Raw genomic sequence first — 479 nt, 5'->3', positions numbered from 1 at the left:
ACAACTAACAGAAATTCAGGAATTTGTTAAAACCTATAAGGTTAAAACGATTTTTACAGAAAGTAACGCTTCTTCAAAAGTAGCTGAAACTCTTGTCAAATCAACAGGTGTAGGTCTTAAAACTCTGAATCCTTTAGAGGCAGACCCACAAAATGACAACGCATAATAGATATGTTCCTCAGAAAATACATCAGACAAGCGGTTAAATTCTGTACCATTATCTGCCGTGATGGACAGAATCTTGTCTTGTTTTAAGATGAGTTTTAAAGCCTGATTGACCGCCTCAGCACTTTTATTTGGAATCAATCGGATAATTTGATGCCTAGTCCTTCGATCAGTTAAGACCAGTAAACAATAATTTTTCACCCTTGTAAGCAGAACCGTATCAATCTCATAATGCCCATTCTCCAATCGCAGATTGATAGCTTCAGGACGCTGTTCGATAGATTGACCAGGGGGGTTAAAATTGGTGCTAGCTT

General features: G+C 37.8%; 1 protein-coding gene and 1 pseudogene. One reads left to right on the top strand and one right to left on the bottom strand.

Annotation, left to right across the window (positions count from 1 at the left end):
• Positions 1-166, top strand: a 166-nt coding sequence (locus HT701_RS10395) for a zinc ABC transporter substrate-binding protein (RefSeq protein ID WP_172931501.1), incomplete at its 5' end; no start/stop codon positions are given.
• On the opposite strand, the pseudogene HT701_RS10390 reads toward HT701_RS10395, so the two are convergent.
• Positions 151-479, bottom strand: a pseudogene (locus tag HT701_RS10390) (IS30 family transposase); the annotation flags it as partial. The gene HT701_RS10395 and the pseudogene HT701_RS10390 sit on opposite strands and share 16 nt — an antisense overlap.

This window comes from Streptococcus sp. 10824 (assembly GCF_013276595.1).
Classification (GTDB): domain Bacteria; phylum Bacillota; class Bacilli; order Lactobacillales; family Streptococcaceae; genus Streptococcus; species Streptococcus pseudopneumoniae.
The sequence above is the reverse complement of the archived record's forward strand: the minus strand, read 5'-3'. Positions and strand labels throughout refer to the sequence as shown.